Source organism: Parafrankia irregularis (genome assembly GCF_001536285.1).
GTDB classification, from domain to species: domain Bacteria; phylum Actinomycetota; class Actinomycetes; order Frankiales; family Frankiaceae; genus Parafrankia; species Parafrankia irregularis.
This window is the reverse complement of the sequence record NZ_FAOZ01000014.1, coordinates 1-21971: the sequence shown is the minus strand read 5'-3', so window position 1 is coordinate 21971 and position 21971 is coordinate 1. Positions and strand designations below refer to the sequence as shown.

Below are 21971 nucleotides of genomic sequence, written 5' to 3'. Positions count from 1 at the left end.
CTACCCGCCGGCCTACCCGCGGCCGGTCGCGCCGAGCTGGACTGTTCGGACGTCCGGGCGCAGGCTCGCCCACTGGCGCCAGACCGGCCGGTCGTCGGAGGCGGTCTGATCCCACGGACTCCGGACGAGGACCCGCCCCGTGGGAGGGTCCGAGGCGAGGATCGCGTAGGCGTGCCCAGGGACAAGACCCGACGAGCCGGTCGCACGAGCGCGGGTCGACAAGGTAACCACGTCACCTGCCGCAAGCCTCGCGGATATGCCCTCGACCGAGATCTGGTCCGGATCGACCCGATCCGCCTCCACTCCGGTCAGCTGTCGCATCGCGACCGCCGGATCACCGCCGTCGGTGCCCGCGTAGCTTCCGGCCAGCCGCGCGTAGGCCTTTTCGTACAGGGCGACCCACAGCTCCGGATCACCGTCGGCGTTCTCCGCACCCGCGCCGATCTCCCGCTGAGTCTCCGCCTCCTCCGGCAGGCTCCTGGTGATCGTCACCGCGATTGGGCCCGGGGTTGAGCCCGCCCCGCCCGGAAAGGTGACGGTGACCGTGCCGTTCGGGTTCTCGCGAAGATTGCGGCGCAGGAGCCCTGGATCCGCGCGAACGATGCCGATGAGAGCGGCGAGCAGGTAGCAGTCACCCACTCGGCCCTGCCGGACGTCCGACGGGGTCGCGCCCCGGACCCAGACCGGCTCGCCGGTGTGGTCGTGGAGGACGAGCCCGGCGGCGGCGCTGCGGGCCGAGCTCCCCGCCCGGTGCCAAGGCCCGTAGCCAGCACCCGGGGGCGGGTCGAGCCACGGGAACAGCTGCACGATCTCGCCGAGCATCGACGACGGCGCGACCCGAAGGATCACGTCAGCGATCGAGACAACTGCCGGTAGGAGGTTCAGCGTGCCGAGATCGAGCCGGGCGGGCGCCAGGGCCACTGCGGTGGCCAGCACCTGGAGCGGACGCCCCCGCAACCCGCTGATCACCTGCGACGCGACGCCCGCCTCCAGCCGTGCCAGCTGCTCGGCGATGGCCCGCAGCTCACGAACACCCAGTTCCAACGGGTTGGTGCCGATGGCCGTGACCAGCTCGGCGACGGCGGAACTCGCTTTCTCGGCACGCGGACGGGCCGGCGGCGCATGCGGCCGGACCAGGATGCTCCCAGCCCCACCCCAGCCAGGCGACGAGGCCTCCGCAGCAGCGGAGGCGGCGAGTCGGCGGTCGATCGCCGCAGCCATGACCCCAGCCTCGGCACGCACCAGGTCGAGGCCCTGGCAGGCTCCGGCGGCCCGACCCAGCGGGCCCACGTCGCCGGCGAGACGGGCCGCCTGACGCTCGGCGACCCGTAATCGGCGAGCCAGCTCCGCGAGCCGCTCCGGTTCGAAACAGACGGCGTCATCAACGGCGACAGCCGCCCCCGGGCCGCCACCCAGGCCGGCGGCTGCAGCCACACCAGCCGCGGCGACACCGGCACCGGCCACACCGGAAGCCTGCTCCCCCATGCCAGCAGGAAAGGGCTCCGGGCGGGAATCCAGCGCGTCGGCCCGCTCCCGGGCCCGGCGGGCACCGATGACCAGTGCCAGCCACCAGGCACCGATGCGGGCGTGGCACCGCCGCTGCCAGGGCGACCGCCAGGTGCTGTCGTTGTCGAGAGCGATCACCGGCACGAGCAGCAGGAGGCTCTCCGCTGCCGCGCGACGCAGGGCAGCGGCGAGGCCGCGGCGCGACGCAGATTCTCCCTCACCGACAGCAGCCACGTTCGTCACGCTAGATGGTCATCAGCCCACCGTGACGGGGCGTTCAGCAAGAGACAACAACGAGTTCCGGATCGCCCGCCCCCGTCCCGGGCCGGCCCGGAGCCGCCGATGCTGATCAGAGTCCGGCTGCCGCCATCACCTGGAGGCAGCGGGTCTCCAGGTGGCAGACCATCTTCCAGTAGTCACGGAACGCCGGGTTCGTGGTCTGTCCGTGGTGGTAGCGGAAGTAGATCTGTTGCGCGATCACCGCCAGCCGGAACAGCCCGAACACCTGGTAGAAGGGCCACCGGCCGATGTCGACGCCGCGGCGCGCCCCGTAGTACTCGACTATCTCGGCCCGGGTGGGCATCCCGGGGCTGTGGCTGGGCTGGCGCCGGGTGAGGCGGTAGATCTCGTCGTCGTCCGCCTGGACCCAGTAGGCGAGCGCGCCCCCGAGATCCATCAGTGGATCGCCGATCGTCGCCATCTCCCAGTCCAGCACTCCGCTGATCCGCGGTAGGCCGTCTGCGGTCGGATGGGACACATCGAAGACCACGTTGTCCAGCCGGAAGTCGTTGTGAATCAGACAGGAGGCGACGTCCTCCGGCGCGTACTCGGCGAGCCAGCTCATGATCGCCTCGTAGGACGGGACGTTCGGCGTACGCGCATCCCGGTAGCGACGCGTCCATCCGCGGATCTGCCTGTCCACGTAGCCGACGCCACGCCCGAGGTCCGAGAGCCCGTGGGCGGCCGGGTCGATGTCGTGCAGCTCGACCAGCAGATCCACAACCTTGAAGGCGAGCCGGCGGGTCCGGACAGGATCCAGCGTGAGCGAGCGCGGGAACTCCGATCGGGGGATGACGCCGGGCACCTTCTCCATGACGTAGAAGTCCGAGCCGATCACCGTCGGGTCATCACAGAAGGCGACCATACGGGGCACGTACCGGAACGCCGGCCGCAGCCGGGTCTGCACCCGGAACTCACGTGCCATGTCGTGCGCGCCGGTCGCCTTCCGCCCCTGCGGCGGACGACGCAGAACAAGATCCCGATCCTGGTAGCGAAGCAGATAGGTGAGGTTGGAGGCGCCGCCCGAGAACTGCCGGACCTCGGGACGGCCAGCAGGCGGAACAGTCTGGACCTCGCTCGCGACCGCATCGCCCGCCCGTGTGCCGAGGCCCTCTGCAACGACGGCCGGCGTCGCGGCGCCCGAAGTCACTGGATCGGTCTGTTTCCGAAGGTACTGGCGCAACCAGTCGTCCACTGCGGGTATGTCGAGCGCGTCCTCGTCCCGCACCGGGCGTGACCCCGCCAGATCATCCACGGCCATCGGTAGAGCCTAGTGCTCAGGCTGCCGTTCGGGGAGCCCGGACGGCCCCGGGAACAATCAAGAATCCCTTGTACGACAGACGATTGTCGGGTGCGGCGGGCGGATGGTCAGCCAGCCAGCCCGCTGGCAGGCTCCGCGCCCGGCGGCTCCACCAGGTCGAGGGACGGGCCGCTCAGGTCGGCAGACGGGCTGCCGTCCACGAGCGCTCGCTGATCGGGCAGGCCGATGGACGTCGCCTCGGTTCCGCCAGGCTTGTTCCGAGCGGCCGGAACCGAAAGTGGGCTTTCCGTCGCCACCGCCGCAGCACTCCGGTCAGGCTGTCCCTCCGGCCCTGCCTGGGCCCCCACCTGCAGCTGTGCTGCCCCTGCCGGCGACTGAGCCCCTGCCGGCGACTGAGCCACGACCGGCACCTGAACCGCCACCGGGACCTGAGCGCCGGACCGTACCCCGGCCCAGGCCGTCCGGGACACGGAGCGCAGCCGGGTCTGCACTTCCGGCCTGGTCATGAGGACCGCGATCGCGACCAGGCCACCACCGATGACGCCGTCCATCCAGTAGTGGTTCGCCGTGATCACGACAACGATGACGGTCAGTACCGGATGCAGGATCATCAACCAGCGCGCCCGGGCCCGCAGGATGGTGACCGTCCCCCACGCAACGATGATCGACCAGCCGACGTGCAGGCTCGGCATCGCGGCGTACTGGTTCGCCACCTTGTCGCCGCCCGAGTAGGGCGACGGACCGAAGACCGCGCCGGTGTCGACGAGCGACACGTGCGGCAGCACCTGCGGCAGGAAACGCGGCGGCGCCAGCGGGTACAGCATGTGGATCACCAGCGCGGCGCCTGTCGAGGCGAGGATGACCATCCGCACCCGCGGCCACGCGTCCCGATGCCGGAGCATGACCCACAGCAGGAACGCGATGGAGGCCGGGAAGTGCACGCCGATGTAGAAACGGTTCGCCAGCTCCAGCAACTCCGTCGAGTGCAGTGCGAGGCGTTGCAGCGCGGATTCGTCGGGAAGGTCGATGAGCCGCTCAAAGCTCCAGACGTCCCGGGCGTTGGCCAGCGCCTGCGGCTCCCGGCCGACGGCGAGCTGGCGGCCGAGCCGGTAGACCATGAACAACGCGGCCATGAGCAGCACCTGACCGCTGTAGAACAGCGCCGAGGATGTTGCCCGACCCAGCCGGGTGGCGTGCAGCCAGGACGTCCGCCAGGTCACCGCCAGCGGCGGCACCGCCACCGGCCCGGTCGCGGACCGTGCCTGGTCACGCGAAGGAATCGGAATGCTCACCATGAGCCCTCCCGGCGCGTCTCACGCCCTCCCGACGACATGCCCTGTTAACCCTCCCGTTCCTACCGGCCGATCGGTAAGCAGAGCAAGGATCGAATCCCTGTGATGCCCCACTCATCCCACAACACGGCCGGGTACTGACACTCCGTCACCACCCCCGGCGGATCGCCCGGTCAGGGTCACCGCGGTGACTCGCCGACATGTCGCACCGGTCGGCGGTGAAGTGACAGTGAGATAAACCAACAGCGAACAACCCTCGGCTATTTCCACCACATGGGCGCGCTTGTCCCGTCGCTCTGTCAGGCGGGCGACACCGAACGGTCACCCCCACGCAAGGCCTGCACTGTCGCCAGCGGCTGCCAACGTGCCACTCCGCGCCTTCCCTGGCAACAGGCACACCCCGGCGCAGCCACCGCCGCCCCATCCGAAGCCGCAGGAGACGTCGCTCTCACGACCCACACCAACCGGGCCGATCGTGGCCTATATCACATGGGTTGCCAGCAGCAGGGACGCAGGAACATCCCTCGATCAACCCACACGCCCGGCGAAGCACGCAAAATTGATGAAGCGGACCTTTACGGCATGCGTCCCTTCCGACCTGCCGGTGGCCGCGAACCGTGTTACCCCGGAACTACCGCTCCGCCCGAACGGCCCAGGGCGCCACGTCCCAGGACGCCATGACCCCGGAGGCCGCGACCGGCGGAGCCGCCGGGCGATGGTGGCGGGACGGCTGCTCCGGGCGTGCCACCTCGATCGCTGGCATCGCGCACCGAGGCCGAAGGGAGAAACATCATGTACGCATCGGTAGGCGACCGCTTCGTCGTCCACGGCCGGACGGTAGGGGACCCCGAGCGTCACGGCGTGATCATCGAGGTCCGCGGGGCAGCCGGCGGGCCGCCGTTCATGGTCCGCTGGGACGACGGCCACGAGGGCCTTTTCTTCCCTGGCGCCGACTCGAACATCGAACTGCGGCCGGCACGTGAGCATGTGACCGTCTGAGAACTGGCCCCGGCGCCCCACGGCCCACTTCCCCAGCACCCGCTCATGGCCTCTGGGGCGCCGGAGGCCCACCCACGCGCAGTCCGCCACGGGCTGGACGTCCACCCGCCTCCGGGCGGCCCGGACGTCGGTTCAGCCAGATCAATCGCCCGATCGGGGCACCGACCCCACCACCGCCAAGGTAATTGTGCCGACCCGGACCAAATCACCACGGTGCGCGACAGAAACGACTACCTGTTGGCACGTACGGTCTGTCCGGGTCCCGGTTCGACTCCGGTCCGGAAAGATTGCCGTACGCCAGGGGTCGGCTCCTGGATGTGATGTGCGTTATACACCATGGAAACCGTCTCGGGTGTGCCCCTGTGGGGGTGCACCGAGCGCAACGCTGATCCCGGAGCAACTTGATGCCAAGTTCGTCAGTGCCGTCTGACAGGTCTTCCCGACCAGGCGGCACGGCCCGTTTCTGGTTCGGCGTCGGGCGGGTGGTCGGTAGCCGAACCGGCCTGGTCGCAGCCGTCACCGCGATCGTCACGGTGGCACTCGGACTTGGCCTGACCAGGCTGGAGTTCACCACCGGTCAGGAGAACTACCTCAACGCGGACTCGCAGGTCGCGAAGGACAACGTCGCCTACCAGGACCTCTTCGGCGGCCAGGCGATGATCACGCTCTTCACGACGAAGCCCGACGCCGACCTGGTCGATCTCTTCACCGCCGCCAACGTCAAGAAGTTCCGGGATCTGTCGGCCACCCTGGAGAAGGACCCTCGCATCGAGAGCGTGATCACGCCGCTCACGGCGCTCCAGTTCACCGCGAATCTCGTGACGAGCTCGGACGGTCAAATCATCAACAGCGCGGCCGGGAAGATCCTGCTGGCGGCGCAGCAGCGTGATCCCGACCCGAAGTCCCAGGCAGTTCGGCTCGCGGACTCGCTGCGGACGCTGGAGCGGGCGAACGCGATTCCCCAGGATCAGCGCACGTTCGATGATCCGGCGTGGGTTGATTTCTTGCTGCATGACAACTCCGGGGGCATCCGCAAGTCACTGCAGTCGTTCTTCCCGACGGACAAGAACGCGCAGATGATCGTGCGGCTGACCGGAAACGCCTCGATCAAGGACGAGGGCAAGGGCGCCACCGCGGTCGAGAACGCCATGAACGGGCTGACCTTCGACAACGCCGACGTCATGACCACCGGCGCGGCGGTCCTGCTCCGTGACATCAACGACTACCTGCGCGGCGGCTTCCTCACTCTGGGTGGAATTTCGCTGCTCATCATGGCCGCGCTGCTGCTGATCGCGTTCGCCGTCCGCTGGCGGCTGCTGCCCCTGGCGGTCGTGGGCATCGGGCTGGTGTGGGCCTTCGGGCTGGCCGGCTACCTGGACATCCCGCTCTCGGTGGTCACCATCGCCGGCATGCCCGTCCTGCTCGGCGTCGGCATCGACTTCGCCGTGCAGCTACACAGCCGGGTACAGGAGGAAGCGCAGCTCGACCGGGCCCGGGAACCCGTCGCGGCGGCGCTGGGCCACCTCATGCCGGCGCTGGCGCTGGCCACCGTCGCCGGTGTCGTCGCGTTCCTCGCGCTGGAGTTCAGCGAGGTCCCGATGATCCGTGACTTCGGCGTCCTGCTCGCCATCGGACTGCCGGTCATCGTCCTCGCGACCGTGCTGCTCAGCACCGCCTCACTCGGCTTCCGGGAGCGCCGCTCCCCCACCGCGCCGAAGGACGCCTCACGCGGCGCGCTCGGCCACACCGTCGTCTGGCTCGGATCCCTGCCCCGGCTGGCCGCGATCCCGCTCGTCGTCATCGCCGCCGGCATCTTCGCCGGCGGGCTCGTCGTCGAAGGTGACCTCAAGGTCCAGACGGACCCGGAGAAGTGGGTCAACCAGAACTCCCAGGTCGTGCACGACATCCAGTACCTCAAGGCGCAGACCGGTTCCAGCAGCGAGCTGGGCATCTTCATCCAGTCGGACGACATCTTCGACGACAGGACCGTCAAGTTCGTCCACGACCTCGCCTACCAGCAGCTCGACGAGCACCCCAACGAGCTGCTGACGGCTTCGAGCCTGGTGACCACGGTCAGCTTCCTCATGGAGGTGCCGAACACCACCCTGCTCGCGCCGACCGGCAAAGACATCCGGCTGGCGTATGACGTCACACCGGAACCGATCAGGAAGAGCACCGTCGACATCGACGGGAAGGCACTCAACCTGATCTTCCGCACCGGGCCGGGAGCGCTGGAGGAACGCGCCGTCGTCGTGAACGACATCCGGGACACGGTCACTCCCCCGGAGGGAATCCGCGCGACACCATCGGGTCTCGCCGTCGTCGGCACCGGGCTGCTGGAGAACTTCGAGAAGAACCGCGTCGAGCTGACCTACTTCGCGTTGATCGGCGTTTTCATCATCCTGCTGCTGCGCCACCTGAACATCGTCCGCGCGGTGGTGTCGGTGGTTCCCGTGCTGATCGCGGTGGGTCTGACGGCCATCATCTCCCGTCTCGCGGGCTTCGAGCTCAGCCCGCTCACCGCGGTCGGCGGACCACTCGTGATCGCGCTCTGCACCGAGTTCACCACGCTGATCGTCATGCGGCACGTCGAAGAACGACAGCGTGGACGGGACCCGCTGGCAGCCACCGAGGAGGCGGCGGCCCGGACCGGAGTCGCCTTCATGGTCTCGGCGCTCGCCGCCGTGATCGGAATCGTGGTCCTGGCGTTCAGCTCGCTGCCGCTGCTGCGCGACTTCGGCCTCGTGGTGGCCCTCAACGTCGGGGTGGCCCTGCTCTCGGCACTGATCGTGCTGCCGCCGCTGCTGCTGTGGGCGGACGAACGCGGCTGGGTCTACCGCGGCCCGCAGCTGGTGCCCGCGGGCACCAGCCCCGCCGCGCCGGTGCCGGCCTCCGCGGTGCCGAACGCCCCCGCACCGGCCTCCGCGGCACCCGCCTCCGCGGCACCGGCGGCCGTGGTGCCGTCGGCCGTGGTGCCGTCGGCCGTGGTGCCGTCGGCCGTGGTGCCGTCGGCCGTGGTGCCGTCGGCCGTGGTGCCGTCGGCCGCCGCGCCGGCCGACGACGTGGCCGGCCCCAGCGCCGGCCCCAGCGCCGACGCCAGTGCTGGTGGCACGGCCGAGCCCACGGCTGGTGACACAGCCAGGCCCACGGCTGGTGACACGGCCGAGAGCTGAGACATTCGAGCGCTCGAAACAGTGCGGTGGCTCGCTCCGCGTGACGCGGGACAACGCGCTATCCGGTGAAGACCCGGCCCGATGTGACGCGACCGGGCCGGGTCTTCGCGGTTCCTCACGCCTATGGCACGCTCAAAGCTCACACCGCCGTCTGCCAATGACGGTCACAGAGCCGGCCGGCAGCGGAACGTGACACCGCCACAGAGGCTCGGCAGCCATCCGAGCGCAACGAGGAGAAGGCATGACTTTCGACTTCAAGGTCGCGGATCTCGCGCTGGCCGAGTTCGGCCGCAAGGAGATCCGGCTTGCCGAGCACGAGATGCCCGGGCTGATGGCTACCCGCGCGGAGTACGCCGCCAGCCAGCCCCTGAAGGGCGCCCGGATCATGGGTTCCCTGCACATGACCATCCAGACCGCCGTGCTGATCGAGACGCTGGTCGCGCTTGGCGCCGACGTCCGCTGGGTTTCCTGCAACATCTTCTCCACCCAGGACCACGCGGCCGCTGCGATCGTCGTCGGGCCGAACGGCACCAAGGACGACCCGCAGGGCGTGCCCGTCTTCGCCTGGAAGGGCGAGACCCTCGAGGAGTACTGGTGGTGCACCGACCAGGCGCTGGCCTGGCCGGACGGCGGCGCCCCGAACATGATCCTCGACGACGGCGGTGACGCGACCCTGCTCGTCCACAAGGGCGCCGAGTTCGAGCTGGCGGGCGCCGTGCCGGCGACCGACACCGCGGACTCCGAGGAGTACGCGATCATCCTTGAGACGCTGCGCCAGACGATCGCCGCGAAGCCGGGCCGCTGGACCGCGGCCGCCGCCTCGATCAAGGGCGTCACCGAGGAGACCACGACCGGCGTCCACCGGCTGTACGAGATGGCGAAGGCGGGCACGCTGGCCTTCCCCGCGATCAACGTGAACGACTCGGTCACCAAGTCGAAGTTCGACAACAAGTACGGCTGCCGCCACTCCGTCATCGACGGCCTGAACCGGGCGACCGACGTGCTCATCGGCGGCAAGGTCGCGGTCGTCGCCGGCTACGGCGACGTCGGCAAGGGCTGCGCGGACGCGCTGCGCGGCCAGGGCGCCCGCGTCATCGTCACCGAGATCGACCCGATCTGCGCCCTGCAGGCCGCGATGGACGGCTTCCAGGTCGCCACCCTCGAGGACGTCGTCTCGATCGCCGACATCTTCGTGACGACCACCGGAAACTTCAACATCATCATGGCCAGCCACATGGCCGCGATGAAGCACCAGGCGATCGTCTCCAACATCGGCCACTTCGACAACGAGATCGACATGGCCGGCCTGGCGAAGGTCGAAGGCATCGAGAAGGTCAACATCAAGCCGCAGGTCGACGAGTGGGTGTTCCCGGACGGGCACTCGATCATCGTGCTGGCCGAGGGCCGGCTGATGAACCTCGGCTGCGCCACCGGCCACCCGAGCTTCGTGATGTCGAACAGCTTCACCAACCAGGTGATCGCGCAGATCGAGCTGTTCACCAAGACCGACCAGTACCCGGTCGGGGTCTACATCCTGCCCAAGCACCTCGACGAGAAGGTCGCCCGGTTGCACCTGGACGCACTCGGCGTCAAGCTCACGACGCTGACAAAGCAGCAGGCGGACTACATCGGCGTCCCGGTGGAGGGCCCGTACAAGGCGGACCACTACCGCTACTGATCTTCCAGGTTCGACGACGAGGGCCGTCCCCGTTCCCGGGGGGCGGCCCTCGTCGCGTCACCCCACGTCAGGCTGCACGGCGTCAGGCTTCGCCGACTCCGGCTTCACCACGTCAGGCTTCACCACGTCAGGCTTCGCGGGGTCAGGCGTAGCGGCGGGCGGGGCCGTGCGGTACCAGCACACCGCCGTCCAGGTGATCTTCGTGTGTGGATGTGACGGTGCGTGCGCCGACCGCGCGGTGCCGGCACTGCCAGCGGCCTGCGCGTCCAGCTCCGACGCGTCCAGCTCTGCGGCAAGCGTGTACCAGCCCGCGGGCAGGTAGGCCCCGGAGCGCGCCACCTCCGCGGACTCGAAGCCGGCCGGAATCTCGTCGGGTACCAGCAGTTCGCGGGCCCCAGTGCCGCAGCCCACGTCGTTGGACGCGGCCACCCCTGCGCTCGGCTGGGCTCGGCCCGAGCCCGTCTCGCACAGGATGGCGGACCGCGGCGGCCAGAAGGACGCTGTCTGCGCGTAGTACCCGGCGGCGAGTTGCACCGGTGTGCCGGCATCCGGCTCGTCGCCCGGGGCGCTCACCGTGTACTCCCGCCCGCTGGGGCATTCGGCTGCCGGCGTACCACCCGCCTGGGCGGCCGGCTGACCGGCCACCGCGAGCCCGCCCACGACGGTCAGAACAGCGGCGAGCCCCATCCTGCCGATCCGAACTGATCGCATGACTGTCACCGTGAACACCTCCCCCTGCACAGGTAGTCAGACAAACATGTCGGACGGACGTCGACGCCCAGCTGCCGGGCAACACACGCGCTGTCGTCTTGACGACACCAGCCCCGTCACACCGTCACGCGGCTCCGCCGCCGACACACGCCGCGGAACCGCGTGACAACCATGACAATCTTCATACACCGCCAGAAATGGGATGTCGGTGCTCACTTACCGGCGGCATCCACCCCATGACATGAATGACCCAGATGCGGCGCGCCTGAAGCGTAGCGGTAGGAATCCCTCAGCGAGGCAGGCCAGGCCGGGCCGGGCAGGCGCCATGCGTGCCGGCGGACATCTGTGGAACAAGAGGAAAATGGCGACCACTCTCTACCCACCTGCGACCTACCGCCCGGTCCGGAACACCTCGGGCACTACGACGCAGCCGACCCGCGGTCTGATTCCGCACGTCCAGGTCGGCAACGGATCGTTGTTCGGATGGTTCGACAACCCGGCCAGCGAGGTGAGCGCACATCTGTGGCTGGCGAAGACGGGCGAGTTCGAGCAGTACGTCCCGTTCGACCGTCGAGCCTGGGCGCAGGCCGCGGGAAACTCGTTCTGGATCAGTGTCGAGTGCGAGGGGTACGACACCGAGGACTACACACCGATCCAGATCACCCGGCTCGGCGAGTTCTTCGCGTGGGGAATCCGCGAATTCGGCTGGCGGGCTGAGATCACCGATTCGGTGAACGGCTACGGGCTCGGCACCCACCGCATGGGTGGCGCGGCGTGGGGAGCGCATTCCTGCCCCGGGGAGATCCGGGCCAACCGCAGAGGAGACATCCTTGCGGCCGCGCTGGGCCCCGCCACGCTGGCGGACCCCCGCCAGCGCTACGCGGGCATGCCAACCCTGCGGGAGAAGTCCCGCGGGCTCGAGGTCGTCACCCTCCAGAACGCACTGAACATCATCTTCGGTCACGAGGCGACATCCGGCGACCCTTACCGGCTCGTCCCCGACGGGGTGTACGGGCCGCTGACGACCACGCGGGTGGCGGCCGTGCAGCGCTATGCCACGCCATGGTTCGGACGCATTCCCGACGACGGCGTCTGCGGCCCCAACACCTGGCGCAAGATCGGATATGTGCTCACCGGCATGAACCGGCAGGTTTAGCGCGGGCGGCGGGAAGACGAGAATCCTCTCCTCTTCGAACGGCCTGGGGAACCCCGGGAACACGGCGGACTCCGGGAACACGGCGGACCCCGGGACACAGGCCGCTCAGGCCCGGCGCACGGCCTCCTTGAACGCGACACGGGCACCGGTTCGGAGGACCGCGTTGTGGTAGATCCGGCCGGTGATCCGGATGAGCAGGCCGATCAGGGCCAGGGCCAGGAGCACGGACAGGACGAGCTGCCAGAGCGGCGCCACCCCGAGCGCGATACGCATCGGCATGAGCAGCGGAGAGAACAACGGAACCAGGGAGAGGATCTCGACCAGGCCGTTGTCGGGATCACCGGGCACGATCGAGACCCCGACCACCCAGGGGACGATGAGCGCCAGCACGATGGGGCTGGAGATCCCGCCGAGATCCTCCTGCCTGGACACCATCGCGCCGACCGCCGCGAACGGCAGCGCGTACAGGAAGAATCCGATCACGTACCAGGCCACGGACCAGACGACGGTGCCGGTCGCCTCGCTGGACGGCAGCTCGAGCGCGCCGGTGGTCAGCGCGGCGACCAGCCCACCGCCGGCGATCACGACCATCTGGATCAGCGCGACCAGCCCGATGCCCAGGACCTTGCCCGCCATGAGCGTCCACGGCCGGACCGTCGACAACAGCAGCTCCACGACCCGGCTCGACTTCTCCTCGACCACGCCCTGCGAGACCGCCGGTCCGAAGAGCATCAGGCCCATGTAGATCAGGAAGGCCGATGCCAGCCCCAGGAAGAGCCGTTCGTCCTGGTCATCCGGTACGGGGTCGAGCTCCGCGACGTCCAGGCCGGCGGCGGCGACGGTCTCGTTGACCCGGGCCGGATCCCCGCCGAGCACGCTGATCTCGTTGTCGAGCACCTGTTGCCGGGCCAGCACCGCGAGGACCCCACGCAGGTCTTCGCCCAGCTCCTCCTTGACCGCGACCCGCAGACCGCTCGGAGCGGCGGTCACCAGCACATCGAGATCACCGTCGGAGACCTCGCGCAGACCGGTGGCCTCGTCGGGCACCTCACGGGTCGCGACGTCAACCCCCAGGCCACCGGCGACGGCCTCAAGCGGATCGGCGAGCACGGACTCCGCCGCGAGGAGACCGACCGACTTCGCGGACTCGTGCCCACCCAGCATGCTGATCACCACCGAAGCTCCGACCAGCAGCACCAGGAACGCGGCCGTCGTGATCACGAAGACCTTCGAACGCAGCCGGATGGCCAGCTCCCGCCCGGCGACGAGGCGCACCACCACCCAGGCGGCCAGGGGCGGGAACCCGCCGTGCTCGGGCGTCCCGGCGGCCGCCCGTCCGGACGCCGAGGCGGCCGGCGGCCCGGTCACCCACGCCCCACGGTCGTCCGGCGGCGTGCCACCCTGCGTCGGGACGCTGGGGAGCTGTCCCTTGTCTCCGCCGGACCCGCCGTCGGCTCCGGTGCTCATACCGCCGTCTCCTCATCTGCCGCCCGCACGTCGTCATTGCCGGAGCTCCCCAGCCCGGCAGACGCAGTAAGCCCGGCAGGCCCAGCTAGCCCGGCTGGCCCCGTCCGCCCAGCAGGGCTCGGGACGTCACCCGGCCCGCCGGCGGAGCCACCGGCCGCAGCGGGGACGGTGGCCACGGCGGAGACAGTGGTCACCGAGCGGAACAGCTCCGCCAGCGTCGGCCTGCGGCGGCGGAACTCGCGCACCGGCCCGGCCGCCAGCGCCCGGCGCAACAGATCCTGATCGTCCGCTCCCGGGGCGAGATCGACGGTCGTCCGGTCCCCCTCGGTGTGGCGGACGGTGATTCCGGGCAGGTCGAGCGCCCACCCGGCGGGCGCGCCGGGCACCTCCACCACGATCTGCTCGGTCCCGGCCCTGCGCAGCTCATCCACCGTGCCGCAGGCGACCATGCGGCCCGAGGCGACGATGCCGACCCGGTCACAGAGCCGCTCGACGAGCTCCAGCTGGTGGCTGGAGAACACCACGGGGACCCCGGCCGCGCTGCGTTCGCGCAGCACCTGGCTCATCACGTCGACCGCGACCGGGTCCAGGCCGGAGAACGGCTCGTCGAGCACGAGGACCTCCGGGTCGTGGACGAGCGCCGCGGCGAGCTGAACGCGCTGCTGGTTGCCGAGGCTGAGGTTCTGGACCTCGTCGTCGCGCCGTGCCGCCACACCGAGCCGCTCCAGCCACGCCTCGGCGCTGCGTCGGGCGGCCCCGGACGGCATCCCGTGCAGCCGGGCCAGGTAGACGATCTGGTCCCGGACCTTCATCTTGGGGTAAAGACCCCGCTCTTCCGGCATGTAGCCGATCCGGCGACGGACGGCGAGGTCGACCGGCCGACCGGCCCAGCGGACCTCACCCGCGTCGGCCGCGAGCACCCCGAGCACGATCCGCATCGTCGTCGTCTTGCCAGCGCCGTTACTGCCGACGAAACCGAAAAGCTCCCCGGCGCGCACGTCAAACGTCATGCCGTCGAGAGCGGTCACCTCGCCGTAGCGTTTGCGAACGCCGTCGATCTCCAGACGCCTGTTCGCCATCAGCCACCTCCGGATCGCCCCCGACGCGCGGTCGATGACATCGTAACGGCAGAAAGTTCTGCCACTTTGATGTCGAATCGCCGCTCGACCAGCCATGCACCGGGACGCAGCTGGCCACCGGGAGAGCGTAGAACTGGTCGTTTTCGCTCATTCATGCATCCACCGGCTGGATCCTGTCTCATTCAGGGGCGCGCCGACCCGAAGAGTGGAGGATTTTGGTCGTCCTGACGACCAAAATCCTCCACTCTTGTCCGTTGACAACGCCGGCCGCGGCGGCGGCGGGGAGCCTGCGCACCCGCCAGGAGCCGACCGGGCCTCATCGGCGCACAGCGCTGCCCACGCGGCCAGCGCCGTCAGCGCGGCCCTACATCCTGGCGGTAAACCGGCACTGGAGGTGCGGCGGGTTACCGAAGACGGAGCGCCTGTATGCGGCCGGCGGGCCGCTGGCCGCGCTCCGGTCGCCGAGACGTCCCGGTGACCGAGACGGTCCGATGGCCGAGATCAGGTGGCCGAAATGAGGCCGGTTCCCAGCAGGAAGAGCAGCACGCTGCCGAGGGCGAGCCGGTAGATGATGAAGACGCTGTAGCTGTGCCGCGCGACGAACTTGAGCAGCCAGGAGATGGCGAAATAGGCGGTCACGAAACTCACCGCCGTCGCGGTGATGGTCATGGTCCAGCCGACACCGTTCGAGATGTTGGCCGACTCTGTGACGACCTGGAGCAGCGCCGCGGCGAAAAGCGCGGGGATGGAGAGGAAGAACGACAGCCGGGTCACCGTGACGCGGTCGATCCCGCGCAGCAGACCGGCCGACATCGTCGAGCCGGAACGTGAGATCCCGGGAATCAGGGCCATGCACTGGACGACCCCGATGACCAGGGTGTCCTTCCAGGTGACGTCATCCTCGTGGCGCTTCTGGGTGGCAACGCGGTCGGCATAGGCCATGACCCCGCTCCACCCGACCAGCGCGAGGCTGACGAACCACAGACTCCGCAGGGTCGTCTCGATCTGGTCCTTGAACAGAAGCCCGACGATCCCGATCGGGATTGACCCGACGATCACGGCCACACCGAACCGGAAGTCCGGATGATCCCGGTATGCCGGGCGCGTCGCCCCGCGACCCAGGGCCGCGATGATGCGCCGGAAATCGTGCCGGAGATACAGCAGCGTGGCAAAGACCGCACCAACCTGGATGATCGCTGTGAAGGCGGTGATGTCCGGGCTGTCGATCTCGTAACCGAGGGCCTTCTCCATGATCGTCAGATGACCGGTGCTGGAGATCGGGAGAAACTCGGTCAGCCCTTCGACCGCACCGAAGAAAACCGCTTCGACGATATTCATCCAAGTCCTTCCTCGGTGCCCACCTCCGGCCAGCGGACGGCAGAAGTGTATGCCGGGAAAGATCAGCTATTCGCACCGGGTCCGCCACGGGCCGCTTCCGCGGGCTGGTCTCAGCGGACGGCCAGGCCGACGACCAGGCCGACGACCAGCCACGACAAGCAGCAGACGCCCGCGAGCAGCGACATCAGCGCGGACAGCGACCACCACAGCCGGCAACGCCGCGGCCTGTCGTGCGGCCTGCGCCCGCCTGCTGCTCCCCACCCGCGGGAGGCCCTCCGCCGGCGCGGCGCAGAATATACTTCTGCGCGGAACAGAAGAAAATTCCGCGCCTGTTCCATCCCGCATCCAAAGGACGGCGACGTGAGCGACACTACCGGAGTGGAATGGCACGATGTGCCGACGTCGGTGCGTGCCGCGGTCGACCGTGCACTGAACCGCCACCAGCGGGATGCGTTGAGCGAGGTCGAACAGATCCTCAACGCCGCGCTGCGGGTCGCGGTACGTGTTTCGCCCGCCGAGCCGAAAGTCGCCGACATCGTCGCCGAGGCCGGCACGTCCAACCAGACCTTCTACCGGTACTTCGCCGGCAAGAACGAGCTGATGCACGCCGTGCTGGAGCGCGGGATCATGCTCGTGAACTCCTATCTGCGCCACCAGATGGCGAAGCATTCCGAGCCGGTCGACCAGCTGACCGCGTGGGTCGAAGGCATGATCGCGCAGATCACCCGGCCGACCGTGGCCCAGCAGGGCACCACGGTGAACCGGCTGCTCGCCCGCGCCGGCGAGTCCGCTCCGGGGCGCGCCACCCTGGACGGGCAGCTCGGCGACCTGCTCATCGCTCCGCTGACCGCGGCCGGCCGCCCACGGCCGGACCTCGACGCCCGGGTGATCCAGGACGCGGTGCTCGGCACGATGCAGCGACATGTGGAGCCCGGCACGATCCCCGACGAGGACGAGCAGCGCCACCTCGTCGACTTCTGCGTCGCGGTCATCGAACACCCACCGGCAGCCCGCGGCGAGTGATGTCCGCGCCAGGGCGGTTCCGCTGGCGCTGACCCCGGCCGTTACCGGGGCCAGCGCCGTTGGAGCCGGTCAGCCCTGATCAGCCCCAGCCGTTGTTGCCGGCGATGCGGAGAACCGTCTTTCCGATCGCGTGGCCGTCGGCCACATAGCGCAGGGCGGCCGCGCTTTCCTCGAAGGCGAAGGTCGCGCCGATGTGCGGACTGACCTTGCCGGCGGCGAAGAGCTCGATGAGCTCCCGCTCGTTGCGCCGCATCTCCTCCGGAGCGTGGGTTCCGAAGTCACGCAGCTGCATCCCGGTGACCTGGATGCCCTTGAGCAGCACCAGATTGAGCGGAATCCGCGGAATCGTGCCCGCCGCGAAGCCGACCGTGACGAACCGGCCGCGCCACCGCAGGCAACGCAGCGCCGGCTCGGCCAGGTCGCCTCCGACCGGGTCGATCACGACGTCGGCCCCGTCGGGAAGCGTCTTCTTCAGCGCCGCGCGCAGGTCCGTCGAACGATGATCGATGAGGTTGGTGGCTCCGTTGGCCGCGGCGACCTCCAGCTTCCGCGCCGAGGACGCCACCGCCGTCACCGTCGCTCCCAGCGCCACGCCGAGCTGCACCGCGGCCAGCCCCACACCACCACCGGCGCCGAGCACGACGAGGTGCTCGCCCGGCGCCAGGGCGGCCGCCGACCGGAGCATGTGGTACGAGGTGCGGTGCGCGACCCCGAAGGCGGCGGCGACATCATCGGAGATCGCGTCCGGGGTGCGGGTGACACCCTCGGCGCGGCCGATGGCCACCTCGCCGAACCCGCCGACGATGCCGGAACCGAAGACGCGGTCGCCGACGGCCAGGCCGGTGACGCCCTCCCCGACCGTTTCGACCACTCCGGCGAACTCACTGCCCGGCACGAACGGCGGCGGCACCTTGATCTGGTATTCACCGGCGACCAGCAGCACGTCGGAGAAGTTCACGGCCGCCGCGTGCACCCGCACGGCGACCTGGCCCGCCTCGGGAACCGGGGTCGGGAACTCCTCGACCCGAACGACGTCCGGTGGGCCGTACTCACGGCAGACAGCGGCCCGCATCTCAGCGGCCCCGGCCCCAGCCCCGGCCCCGGCCGCTGGCGGCGGGGGCTGGGGCGACGACGGGGGCGGCTGCGATGCGTGGGATGCGGGCGAAGGCCTCCGGCAAGGTCAGCGTCCCTTCCACTGGGGCTCACGCTTCTCGATGAACGCCATCGCGCCCTCCTTGGCGTCCTCGCTGGCGAAGACGGCCGGTGAGAGCTGCGCCATCCGCTCCTGGCCACGGGCCGGATCGGCCGCGGCGGCCCGGACGATCTCCTTCGTCGCCGCGACGGCCAGCGGACCGTTGGCGGCGACGCGCCCCGCGAGCGCGAGCGCCGCCTCGAGCACCTGCGCCGGCTCTACCACCGTGTTGACGAGCCCGAGCTGCTGCGCGCGGGCCGCGTCGAACAGGTCCCCGGTGAGGGTCAGCTCGAGCGCGAGTGCCAACGGCAGCCGGCTGCCGATCGCGACGGCACCGCCACCGGCGGCCAGCAGCCCCCGCTTCACCTCGGGCAGGCCGAACTTCGCCGCGGATGAGGCCACAACCAGGTCACAGGAGAGCAGCAGTTCGAAGCCGCCACCGACCGCGGTTCCGTTCGCCGCGCCGATGAGGGGGACGGTCACCTCCCCCTTCGTCAGCCGCCCGAAGGCCTCGAGGCCCTTCTTGTCCTCCTCCGAGCCGCCGCCGTAGCTGGCGCCCTTGGTGAAGGCCTTGAGGTCCATGCCCACGCAGAACGCCCGATCGCCGGTGGCGGTGAGGATCGCCGCCCGGATCTCGGGATCGGACTCCGCCTCGATGACCGCCAGGCCGATCGCGCTCAGGAGCGAGGGCGTCAGCGCGTTGCGCGCCTCCGGCCGGTTCAGCCGGATGACCAGGGTGGCGCCGACGCGCTCCAGCAGGATTTCGGATGTATCGCTCATGACCGGTAGTCTGTCGTCTCGGCCAGGTCTGCCGCCTCTTTCATCGCGCCCAGCACGACAGGCCCGAACGACTGCAGCTTGACGTCGTCACCCGCCCGCTGGAAGCCCTGCTCCAGCACGATGGCGATCTTGAACTTGGCGAGGATCAGGTAGTAGTCGAAGTCGTCGACCTGCCGGCCGGAAACCTCCGCGTAGTGCGCGAGAAGCTGGGACCTCGTCGGCATGGCGTAGAGATCCGCGTAGCCCTTGCCGGTCAGCTCGCGTGAGCTGGTGTCCTCCGGCCAGCTCTGCAGCATCCAGGCCAGGTCGAGCTTGGGGTCGCCGACGGTCCCCATCTCCCAGTCGACGATCGCGGCCAGCTTCGCCGGCGCGCCGTGCCGGAACATGACGTTCGCGAACTGGTAGTCGCCGTGCATGAGCCCGGGGACGAAGTCGATCGGCCGGTGGGTGCGCAGCCAGTTCGCGGCGACGTCGAAGCCGGGCAGCTCCCGCTTCTTGATCCGATCGAGGAAGGCCGTCCAGCGGTCGACCTGCCGCTCGTGGAATCCGTCGGGCCGGCCGAGGTCGTGCAGGCCCTTGGCCTGCCAGTCCACCTTCGACAGCAGCGCGATGCCCTCGGCGAGCTGGTAGGACAGCCCCTTGCGGGCCTCCAGGTCGGACGCGAACGGCTCCGGCCAGGCGCCGCGGGTGTCCATCGGCGACCAGCCGTCGACGAAGCCCATCAGGTAGAAGGTGCGGCCGAGAACCGCGGGATCGTCGCACATGCCGAGGGCTTCGGTGTGCGGGACGTCCGTCCCGTCGAGGGCCTCGATGATGCGCCACTCCCGCAGGATGCCGGCGTCGCGGCTGGCGGGCGCCGTCGCCGGCGGGATCCGCAGCGCGCCGTGCAGCTCACCGCGCCGGATCTCGTAGATCTCGTTCTGGGTGCCGCCGGAGACGTACCGGGCCTCGATCGGCTCGCCCTTGCCGGGCAGGCCGGTCTCGTCGAGCCAGGTCGCAAGGCGATCGATGTCGATCACAGGTTCCCCACTTCGTGGTCCAGGAACTCGGCGTACTTCTCCTTGGCCGCGGCGAGGCGCTTCGGCAGGTGCTGCGTGGGCCAGATGTCGTCGCTGGGCTTGTAGTCCCGCAGGACCTGCTTGGCGACAGTGACCTTGTGCACCTCGGTGGGCCCGTCGGCGAGGCCCATGACGTACGAGCCCATCACCATCTGGTGGAACGGCATCTCGTTGCTGGCACCCAGCGCGCCGTGGACCTGCAGCGAACGCGACGCGATGTCGTGCAGGACCGCGGGCATCACGACCTTCACGGCGGCGATGTCCTTGCGGACCTTGCGGTAGTCGTTGTGCTTGTCGATCGCCCACGCGGTGTGGATCACGAGCAGCCGGAACTGCTTGAGCTGCGCGTACGAGTCGGCGATGAAGCCCTGGACGAACTGCTTGTCGGCCAGCAGGCTGCCCTGGGTACGCCGGCTCAGCGCCCGCTCGCACATCATGTCCAGCGCCTTCTGCGCCAGGCCGATCGTGCGCATGGCGTGATGGATCCGCCCGCCACCGAGGCGGGTCTGGGCGATCGCGAACGCCTGGCCCTCGCCACCGAGCAGCGCGTCGTCGGGAACCCGCACGTTCTCGTAGTGGATGAGGGCGTGATGCCCCTCGCCCAGCGGCTCGCCCGGCAGCCCGACGTTGCGGACGATGTTGATGCCCGGCGTGTCCGTCGGGATCAGGAACATCGACATGCCCCGGTACGCGCCTGCGTCGGGGTTGGTGACCACCATGACGATGACGAACCGCGCCGTGCTGGCGTTCGAGGAGAAGAACTTCCAGCCGTTGATGACCCAGCCGTCGCCGTCCTTCTCCGCCCGGCAGGTGAACTGGGTCGGGTCCGAACCGGCCTGCGGCTCGGTCATCGAGTAGGACGAGAAGCACTCGCCGTCCAGCAGGGGCTGCAGGTACTGCTTCTTCTGCGCCTCCGTGCCGTAGTGCGCGATGATCTCGGCGTTGCCGGTGTCCGGCGCCTGGCAGCCGAAGATCAGCGGCGCCCAGCTCGAGCGGCCCAGGATCTCGTTGAGCAGCGACAGCTTCAGCTGCCCATGCCCCTGACCGCCCAGCGCGGGGCCGAGATGCGTGGCCCACAGCCCACGCTCCCTGACCTGCGCCCGCAGTGGATCGATGACCCGCCGCAGGTTCTCGTCCGGCGGGACGAACTGCAGGTTCGGCCAGGCAAGATCCAGGGGCTCGACCTCCTCGCGGACGAACTCGTCCGCCCAGTCGAGCTGGGCCTGGTACTCGGGCTCCGTCTCGAAATCCCACGCCATCGTCGGCACTCCTCTCGGCCCGCTCAGAATAGCGTTCTCGCAGTACAGAACACAACTTCCGAGGTTCTGGAACTTCGATCCTCGCCGACGTCCCGCCAGCCGGCTCGCCGGCACGCCGGCACCGCCTGCACGCCGGCGATCGGGCATGCGGGTGGCCGGGCATGCAAAAGGGGGCCGCCGGTCAACCGGCGGCCCCCTGCACTCGCTGCCTCGCCAGGGCGCTGGGCGCTTACCTCGCCCAGGCACTCCGGCCCTGACTCAGGCGCTCTGGCCCTGCTTCTCCGCGAAGAGGCGTGCCCATTCCTTGCGGGAGCGGATGGCGGTGTCGACATCCGTCGCGATGGCGCGCCGGGCGCCGACGGTGGCCCGCTCGCGGGGGATCTCGGCGAACGGGTCCCAGTTGAAGAACCGGCAGGCGTTCTCCCAGGTGATCTTGTTGATCTCCTCGTCGGTCGCTCCGGCGCCGTTCAGCTCGTTGAGGACGAACTCGGGCGCGTCCGGCCAGATCGAGTCGGCGTGGGGGTAGTCGCATTCCCAGGCGATGTTGTCGATGCCGATCTCGCGGCGCAGCTTCAGCGAGGTCGGGTCGGTGACGTAGCAGGCCAGGGAGTGCTCGCGGAACACCTCGCTGGGCAGCCGGCCACCGAAGTCGCGGCGTAGCCACTTCTGGTTGGTGTAGTGCCGGTCGCAGCGGTCGAGGTAGAACGGGATCCAGCCGAT

Annotated in this window: 17 protein-coding genes; 5 read left to right on the top strand and 12 right to left on the bottom strand. The window is 69.5% G+C overall.

Going from position 1 to position 21971, the window contains the following annotated elements; translation table 11 throughout:
- Positions 1–12: 12 nt before the first annotated feature.
- The 3 genes from AWX74_RS20855 to AWX74_RS20845 form a co-directional block, all read right to left on the bottom strand.
- Positions 13–1749: a C2 family cysteine protease gene (locus AWX74_RS20855; protein ID WP_091279540.1), complete on the bottom strand. Its 1737-nt coding sequence runs from the start codon at positions 1747–1749 to the stop codon at positions 13–15.
- A gap of 106 nt (positions 1750–1855) precedes the next feature.
- On the bottom strand, positions 1856–3046 hold the full coding sequence (locus AWX74_RS20850; protein WP_226931168.1) for a phosphotransferase family protein: 1191 nt from the start codon (positions 3044–3046) through the stop codon (positions 1856–1858).
- Positions 3047–3153: 107 nt separating this feature from the next.
- Positions 3154–4341, bottom strand: a complete 1188-nt coding sequence (locus AWX74_RS20845) for a phosphatase PAP2 family protein (protein ID WP_091279539.1) — start codon at positions 4339–4341, stop codon at positions 3154–3156.
- Positions 4342–5130: 789 nt separating this feature from the next.
- On the opposite strand from AWX74_RS20845, the gene AWX74_RS20840 reads away from it, so the two are divergent.
- From AWX74_RS20840 to ahcY, 3 genes are all read left to right on the top strand, one after another.
- Positions 5131–5337 carry a DUF1918 domain-containing protein gene (locus AWX74_RS20840; protein WP_054568886.1) on the top strand — a complete coding sequence of 69 codons (207 nt, stop codon included), beginning with the start codon at positions 5131–5133 and terminating at the stop codon, positions 5335–5337.
- Positions 5338–5741: 404 nt separating this feature from the next.
- On the top strand, positions 5742–8510 hold the full coding sequence (locus AWX74_RS20835; protein ID WP_091279535.1) for an efflux RND transporter permease subunit: 2769 nt from the start codon (positions 5742–5744) through the stop codon (positions 8508–8510).
- Positions 8511–8751: 241 nt separating this feature from the next.
- Positions 8752–10188, top strand: coding sequence for an adenosylhomocysteinase (ahcY, locus tag AWX74_RS20830; RefSeq protein WP_076828969.1), 1437 nt, complete (start codon positions 8752–8754; stop codon positions 10186–10188).
- Between the two features lie 57 nt (positions 10189–10245).
- Here the strand turns inward: ahcY and AWX74_RS20825 are convergent, their stop codons facing one another.
- Complete coding sequence (locus AWX74_RS20825; protein WP_226931167.1) at positions 10246–10899, bottom strand: hypothetical protein; 654 nt, start codon at positions 10897–10899, stop codon at positions 10246–10248.
- A 361-nt stretch (positions 10900–11260) separates the two neighbouring features.
- Here AWX74_RS20825 and AWX74_RS20820 point away from each other — a divergent pair, with 361 nt between their 5' ends.
- The gene (locus AWX74_RS20820) at positions 11261–12055 is read left to right on the top strand and encodes a peptidoglycan recognition protein family protein (protein ID WP_091279533.1); all 795 of its coding nucleotides are present in this window, start codon (positions 11261–11263) and stop codon (positions 12053–12055) included.
- 105 nt (positions 12056–12160) lie between these two features.
- On the opposite strand, the gene AWX74_RS20815 is transcribed toward AWX74_RS20820, so the two are convergent.
- The 3 genes from AWX74_RS20815 to AWX74_RS20805 form a co-directional block, all read right to left on the bottom strand.
- Positions 12161–13522 (bottom strand): ABC transporter permease, encoded by a 1362-nt coding sequence (locus AWX74_RS20815; protein ID WP_091279530.1) that lies wholly within the window; start codon positions 13520–13522, stop codon positions 12161–12163.
- Entirely contained in the window at positions 13519–14601 is a 1083-nt protein-coding gene (locus AWX74_RS20810; RefSeq protein ID WP_091279527.1) for an ABC transporter ATP-binding protein, read from the bottom strand. The genes AWX74_RS20815 and AWX74_RS20810 overlap by 4 nt, the downstream gene beginning before the upstream one ends.
- A 501-nt stretch (positions 14602–15102) precedes the next feature.
- Positions 15103–15939 carry an undecaprenyl-diphosphate phosphatase gene (locus tag AWX74_RS20805; protein ID WP_054568881.1) on the bottom strand — a complete coding sequence of 279 codons (837 nt, stop codon included), beginning with the start codon at positions 15937–15939 and terminating at the stop codon, positions 15103–15105.
- A gap of 360 nt (positions 15940–16299) precedes the next feature.
- On the opposite strand from AWX74_RS20805, the gene AWX74_RS20800 reads away from it, so the two are divergent.
- Positions 16300–16962 (top strand): TetR/AcrR family transcriptional regulator, encoded by a 663-nt coding sequence (locus AWX74_RS20800; RefSeq protein ID WP_054568880.1) that lies wholly within the window; start codon positions 16300–16302, stop codon positions 16960–16962.
- Positions 16963–17041: 79 nt separating this feature from the next.
- Here the strand turns inward: AWX74_RS20800 and AWX74_RS20795 are convergent, their stop codons facing one another.
- From AWX74_RS20795 to AWX74_RS20775, 5 genes are all read right to left on the bottom strand, one after another.
- Complete coding sequence (locus tag AWX74_RS20795; protein WP_091279524.1) at positions 17042–18034, bottom strand: NADPH:quinone oxidoreductase family protein; 993 nt, start codon at positions 18032–18034, stop codon at positions 17042–17044.
- A gap of 108 nt (positions 18035–18142) precedes the next feature.
- On the bottom strand, positions 18143–18934 hold the full coding sequence (locus AWX74_RS20790) for an enoyl-CoA hydratase-related protein (RefSeq protein WP_091279520.1): 792 nt from the start codon (positions 18932–18934) through the stop codon (positions 18143–18145).
- Complete coding sequence (locus AWX74_RS20785) at positions 18931–19953, bottom strand: phosphotransferase family protein (RefSeq protein ID WP_091279516.1); 1023 nt, start codon at positions 19951–19953, stop codon at positions 18931–18933. The genes AWX74_RS20790 and AWX74_RS20785 overlap by 4 nt, the downstream gene beginning before the upstream one ends.
- Positions 19950–21251, bottom strand: coding sequence for an acyl-CoA dehydrogenase family protein (locus AWX74_RS20780; RefSeq protein ID WP_054568876.1), 1302 nt, complete (start codon positions 21249–21251; stop codon positions 19950–19952). Before AWX74_RS20780 ends, AWX74_RS20785 begins: the two co-directional genes overlap by 4 nt.
- Positions 21252–21509: 258 nt before the next feature.
- Positions 21510–21971: amidohydrolase family protein (locus AWX74_RS20775; protein WP_165615707.1), on the bottom strand; the 462-nt coding region annotated here is incomplete at its 5' end.

Excerpts from the sequence above, each read along its gene's own strand:
- AWX74_RS20850 (WP_226931168.1), bottom strand. The coding sequence starts at position 3,046 with ATGGCCGTGGATGATCTGGCGGGGTCACGCCCGGTGCGGGACGAGGAC.
- AWX74_RS20845 (WP_091279539.1), bottom strand. The coding sequence starts at position 4,341 with ATGGTGAGCATTCCGATTCCTTCGCGTGACCAGGCACGGTCCGCGACC.
- AWX74_RS20840 (WP_054568886.1), top strand. The coding sequence starts at position 5,131 with ATGTACGCATCGGTAGGCGACCGCTTCGTCGTCCACGGCCGGACGGTA.
- AWX74_RS20835 (WP_091279535.1), top strand. The coding sequence starts at position 5,742 with ATGCCAAGTTCGTCAGTGCCGTCTGACAGGTCTTCCCGACCAGGCGGC.
- ahcY (WP_076828969.1), top strand. The coding sequence starts at position 8,752 with ATGACTTTCGACTTCAAGGTCGCGGATCTCGCGCTGGCCGAGTTCGGC.
- AWX74_RS20825 (WP_226931167.1), bottom strand. The coding sequence starts at position 10,899 with ATGCGATCAGTTCGGATCGGCAGGATGGGGCTCGCCGCTGTTCTGACC.
- AWX74_RS20820 (WP_091279533.1), top strand. The coding sequence starts at position 11,261 with ATGGCGACCACTCTCTACCCACCTGCGACCTACCGCCCGGTCCGGAAC.
- AWX74_RS20815 (WP_091279530.1), bottom strand. The coding sequence starts at position 13,522 with ATGAGCACCGGAGCCGACGGCGGGTCCGGCGGAGACAAGGGACAGCTC.
- AWX74_RS20810 (WP_091279527.1), bottom strand. The coding sequence starts at position 14,601 with ATGGCGAACAGGCGTCTGGAGATCGACGGCGTTCGCAAACGCTACGGC.
- AWX74_RS20805 (WP_054568881.1), bottom strand. The coding sequence starts at position 15,939 with ATGAATATCGTCGAAGCGGTTTTCTTCGGTGCGGTCGAAGGGCTGACC.
- AWX74_RS20795 (WP_091279524.1), bottom strand. The coding sequence starts at position 18,034 with ATGCGGGCCGCTGTCTGCCGTGAGTACGGCCCACCGGACGTCGTTCGG.
- AWX74_RS20790 (WP_091279520.1), bottom strand. The coding sequence starts at position 18,934 with ATGAGCGATACATCCGAAATCCTGCTGGAGCGCGTCGGCGCCACCCTG.
- AWX74_RS20780 (WP_054568876.1), bottom strand. The coding sequence starts at position 21,251 with ATGGCGTGGGATTTCGAGACGGAGCCCGAGTACCAGGCCCAGCTCGAC.